Annotated in this window: 3 protein-coding genes; 1 reads left to right on the forward strand and 2 read right to left on the reverse strand. The window is 73.4% G+C overall.

Annotated elements, in window-relative coordinates; genetic code table 11:
• Nucleotides 1–25: 25 nt before the first annotated feature.
• Entirely contained in the window at nucleotides 26–1,576 is a 1,551-nt protein-coding gene (gene hutH / locus ACTIDRAF_RS0201105; RefSeq protein WP_039785221.1) for a histidine ammonia-lyase, read from the reverse strand.
• A 70-nt stretch (nucleotides 1,577–1,646) separates the two neighbouring features.
• Nucleotides 1,647–3,137: a condensation domain-containing protein gene (locus tag ACTIDRAF_RS26565; protein WP_016696866.1), complete on the reverse strand. Its 1,491-nt coding sequence runs from the start codon at nucleotides 3,135–3,137 to the stop codon at nucleotides 1,647–1,649.
• A 448-nt stretch (nucleotides 3,138–3,585) separates the two neighbouring features.
• Here ACTIDRAF_RS26565 and ACTIDRAF_RS0201115 point away from each other — a divergent pair.
• Nucleotides 3,586–4,987: condensation domain-containing protein (locus ACTIDRAF_RS0201115; RefSeq protein WP_026065650.1), on the forward strand; the 1,402-nt coding region annotated here is incomplete at its 3' end.

The following is a 4,987-nucleotide window of genomic DNA, read 5'->3' on the forward strand; positions in this document are numbered from 1 at the left end:
GACTCCCCGGCGGGCGCGCTCCCGCTCAGCGCAGGGGACGTCCCACCGCGTCGGCGGCCGCGGCCACCAGGGTTCCCTCGGCGACCAGGGCGGTGGCCGCCTCGATCTCGGGGGCGAGGAACCGGTCGGGTCCCGGTCCGGCCACCTGCCCGCGCAGCGCGGCCACCGCCGCCGAGGTGGCCGGGGCGAGCAGGGACCGGCCGCGCAGGTCCAGGGCTCGGGCCGAAACGAGGATCTCCACGCCGAGCACGACGCGCAGGCCCTCCACCGCCCGGCGCAGCTTCCGGGCGGCTCCCCACCCCATCGACACGTGGTCCTCCTGCATCCCGCTCGTGGGCAGGGAGTCGACACTGGCCGGGACCGCGAGCCGCTTGAGCTCGGCAACCACGGCGGCCTGGGTGTACTGCGCGATCATGTACCCGGAGTCGATCCCCGGCTCGTGCGCGAGGAACGCCGGCAGTTCCCGGTTCCTGGCCGGGTCGAGCATCCGGTCGGTGCGCCGTTCGCTGATGCTGGCCACGTCGGCGATGACGACGGCGAGGAAGTCGAGCACGTGGGCGATCGGGGCTCCGTGGAAGTTGCCGTTGGACAGGAGGCGTCCGTCTCCCACCAGGACCGGGTTGTCCACGACGGCGGCGAGTTCGCGGTCGGCGACCAGCCGGGCATGCCCCAGCGTGTCCCTGGCCGAGCCGGCGACCTGGGGCCAACACCGCAGGGAGTAGGCGTCCTGCACGGTGGCGGTGGCCTGTCCCGGTCCCGTCGGCGGACCGGTCAGGGCCGATCCGGCGAGCAGCCACCGCAGGTTCTCGGCGGACTCGCGCTGGCCGGGGTGGGGTCGCAGCGCCTGCACCGCCTCGTCGAAGGGATCAGGGGAACCGAGCAGCGCCTCGACGGTCATCGCGGCGGCGAGGTCTGCGGTGGAGAGCAGGAGGGCGAGGTCGCTGTTGGCCAGGCACAGCTGCCCCAACATGCCCTCGGTGCCGTTGATCAGCGACAGTCCTTCCTTCTCCCCCGGTTCGATGGGCCGCAGACCCGCGACGCGCAGCGCCTCCCGGGCCGGCAGTTCGACACCCTTCTCGTCCCGCACCGTGCCCTCGCCGACGAGGGCGAGCGCGACGTGCGCGAGCGGCGCCAGGTCTCCGGAGCAGCCGAGGCTGCCGTGTTCGCGGACCACCGGGGTCAGGTCGGCGTTGAGCAGGTCGGCCAGGGCGACGGCGATGGCCGGGCGCACTCCGGTGCGGCCCGAGGCCAGGGTCCGCAGCCGGAGCAACATCAGCGCGCGCACGACGTCCCGTTCGACCTCGGCGCCCGCCCCGGCGGCGTGGGACCGGATCGCGTGGTGCTGGGCCCGGGCCCGGTCCGGGGCGGGCACGGACGTGCCGGCCAGCGCTCCCAGCCCGGTGCCGATCCCGTAGGCGTTCTCGGCGTGGGTGAGCCGGTGGCGCCCCTGGCGGACGCGTTCCTCCGTCCCGGGGGCGAAGGCCACCCGCCGCCCGGACCTGGCGACGTCGACGACGTCCCGCTCGGTCAGGACTGGCCCGCCGACCAACACCGGTTCCACGGTTTCCCCTTCCATCCTCGTGGTGTGGTCGCCGTGCCGTCCGGCACGGCCCCACCTCCTGCCCCCGGGGCTCGACGTGCCCCGGTCACACCGGGGCGCTGCCCCAGGCGAGCAGGCGGTCCCGTTCCGCGGGGTCGAGGAGCTCCGCGCGGGAGATCCGCCTGCCTGGTTCGGTGACCAGGGACGCCAGCAGCACGGTGTAGTGGTGCGCGAAGCGGCGCATGGTGTCGGGGTCGAACAGGTCCCGGGCGTAGAAGACGCGGCCCCCCAGCGGGGCGGGCCGGTGGTCCTCGACATGGATCTCGACGTCGAACCGGGTGTGGGCGGAGCCGACGTCGAAGGTGCTCGCCTCCACACCGGGTAGGGACGCCGTCCTCGACCCGCCCCCGGTCGCCACGTCGAACCAGACCTGGACCAAGGGGTTGCGGCTGAGATCCCGGACGGGGACCAGCCGGTCGACCAGGCGGTCGAAGGGAACGGCCCGGTGTTGGTGGCCGTGGAGCAGGGTGTCGTGCGTCCGGTCCAGCAGCACCTCGAAGGTGGGGTTCCCGGAAAGGTCGCCGTGGGCGGGCAGGGAGTTGGCGAAGAAACCGACCAGGCCCTCCAGCTCGACCTCGGTCCGCCCGTTGCTCGGGTAGCCCGTCAGGACCTGGGAGAGGCCGGTGTAGCGGCCGAGCAGGACGTGGAAGGCGGCCAGGGCTACGGTGAACACCGTCGTACCCCGGCGCTCGGCGAGGGCGCGCACCCGGTCCGACACGTCGCCGGGCACGACGAAGTCGAGGACTCCCGCGTGGTGCGAGGGCATCTCGGGACGCGGGTGGTCGGCGGGGAGTTCGAGCACCGCGGGTGTGCCGGCCAGGCGGGACACCCAGTGGCGCAGGGAGTCCTCGATCCGCTCCTCGGTCAGCGTCTGGCGTTGCCAGGCGGCGAAGTCGGGGAACTGCGCTGGCAGCGGAGGCAGGTTCGGTGCCCGTCCGGCCTGGTACGCGGTGTAGGCCTCGCCGAGTTCGGCGTTCCAGATCGCCAGCGAGTCGCGGTCGAAGACGATGTGGTGGAACACGGTGGACACCACGTGGTCCTCGGGGCCCAGCCGCAGCACCCGGGTGCGCAGCAGCGGCCCGGTCCGTAGGTCGAACGGGACCTCGTGCTCGTCGGCGAGCACCTCCCTGGCGCGGCGTTCCGGGTCGGGGTGTCCGCTGAGGTCCTCGACGGTGAACTCGGTCCCGCCGTCCTCGTCGACGCGGTGGAAGGGTTCCCCCGCCGCCTCGTCGAACCGGGAACGCAGGGTCTCGTGCCGGGCGACCACCGCATCGGTGGCCGACCGGAACGCGGACAGGTCCAACGGGCCCCGGAACCGGGTGGTACTGGGCACCGTGTAGGCGACGCTGCCGGGAACCAGACCGTCGAGGAACCACAACCGCCGCTGTTCGTACGAAAGCAGCGGAGGGTCGGCGCGCGGAACGGATCCGATGCTGGTCCTCCTGCGCCGTGCGCGTCCCGCCATCCGGCGCTGGAGCAGTTCCTCGACGGTTCCGGTGCTGCCGGCCGCGTTTCCGGCTTCCTTCTCCTGGCTCACGTCCGAGGCTCCTCATTCCGCTCTCGTTCACGGTGTTCCTCCCGCGCCGGGCGCGGGAAACGGAAATCACCACCCGGGCCAGCATAGGAAGCGGAGGGATGGTTCTCCGATGCCGGAGAACGCGAGAAAAACCGATTCCGGCGGGATCGTCGGACGAGTCCACCGAGGGGACGGCGCGGCAGGACCGGGCCGGCGCGGCGTCGTTGGCACTGGACAGGGGTGTCCTCGCTGTCCCGCCGGCGGGACAGCGGGAGCGGTGTGGTGGATGCGGGGTTCGCACCTCGACGGGAACCGGTGGATTCCCCGTGTTCCGCGATCAGGCGGGCATTCGTAGGATGAGCACGTTTCGCCCGTTCGTTCCACCCCCGATCAATGCGGGGAAACCGTCGCATTCCGGCCCCCGTGTTCGTTTCCCGGTGGGGACCCACGTCTTCGCGAGGTGTTTTCCGTGGCAGAGGACACGACGACGACCTGTCGGCCGACGGGCACAGCGGCCGAGACCACGGTGTTCCCGTTGTCGTCGGCGCAGCGACGGCTGTGGTTCCTGCACCAGCTCGGACGTGGCGACGCCTACACGGTGCCGACGCTGTACGAGATCACCGGCGGGCTGGACGTGCCGGCACTGGCCGAGGCGGTGGATTCGCTGGTGTCCCGCCAGGAGGTGCTGCGGGCGCGGATCACCGAGTCCCGGGGTTGGCCGGGCCAACGACTCGGACCGCCGGACGCGGTCCGGTTGGAGGTGGCGGACCTGCGCGGCCACCGGGACGCCGAACGGGAGGCCCGCCGCCAGGTACTGGAGCGGGTCGCCGCCCCGTTCGACCCCATCGCGGGGCCCCTCACCCGGATCGTCCTGTTCCGGCTGACCGGCACCCGCGCCCTGTTGCTGGTCGCCGCCCACCACCTGGTCTTCGACGGCGGGTCCAGGCCCGTGCTGGAGGCGGAGCTCTCCGCCGCCTACTCCGCCGCGCGGGGCGAGGTACCCGAGCTCGGACCGCCGCCGGTCGGGCTCGGGTACCTCGACCACGCGGCCCGGGACGCCGCCGCCCGCGACCCGGAGGACGACGCGGACGACCTCGCGTACTGGCGGGAGGAACTGGCCGACGCCACGGTGCTCACCCTCACCCCGGACGCGACCTCGCCCGGGGCGGGCGGCCCTGGCGACGGCCCGGCGGGCGCCGAGGTGGTCCTCCCGCTCCCCCCGGCCCTCGACGCGGCGCTGGCGGAGTTCGCCCTCCGGAACCGGGTGACGCCCTTCGCCGTGGGCATGGCGGTGCAGGCCTTCCTCCTCGGCTGGTCGGGGGGCGTCGACGACGTGGTGGTCGGCACGGCGGCGGACGGTCGGCTCGACCCGGACGTCGAGAACACCGTCGGCTGCTTCGTGAACACGGTGGCGATCCGGACCAGGTTGGTGGGGGACCCCTCGCTGGCCGAGCTGGCCGCCCAGGTGCGGGACCGGGTGCTCGACGCCCACGACCACCAGGGACTTCCCTTCGACGAGGTGGTGGCGGGGCTCGGCCTGGAACGGTCGGGGGAGGACAACCCGGTGTTCCGCCACTGGTTCGACGTGACCGACGAACGGTCGGACACCGGCGGAGGCGGCCTCCGCCTGCCCGGGTGCGACACGGCCCTGCTGGCGCCGCCCGTGGTCGCCGCCCACTTCGAGGTGGAGACCCACCTGCGGTACACCGACCAGGGGATGGCTGTCGGTGTCGTCTACGACAGCGGCGTGTTCACCGAGGACTGGGCGCGCCGCTTCGCCGCGCGCTACGCGCGGCTGTTGGCCTGGGCCGTGGACCACCCGACCCGCCCGCTGTCGCGCCTGCCGCTCCTGGACGAGCCGGAGCGGCGGG

Origin of the sequence: Actinoalloteichus spitiensis RMV-1378 (genome assembly GCF_000239155.1) — a bacterium.
Classification (GTDB): Bacteria; Actinomycetota; Actinomycetes; order Mycobacteriales; family Pseudonocardiaceae; genus Actinoalloteichus_B; species Actinoalloteichus_B spitiensis.

Coding starts and splice junctions, on each gene's coding strand:
- hutH (WP_039785221.1), bottom strand. CDS start 1,576: ATGGAAGGGGAAACCGTGGAACCGGTGTTGGTCGGCGGGCCAGTCCTG.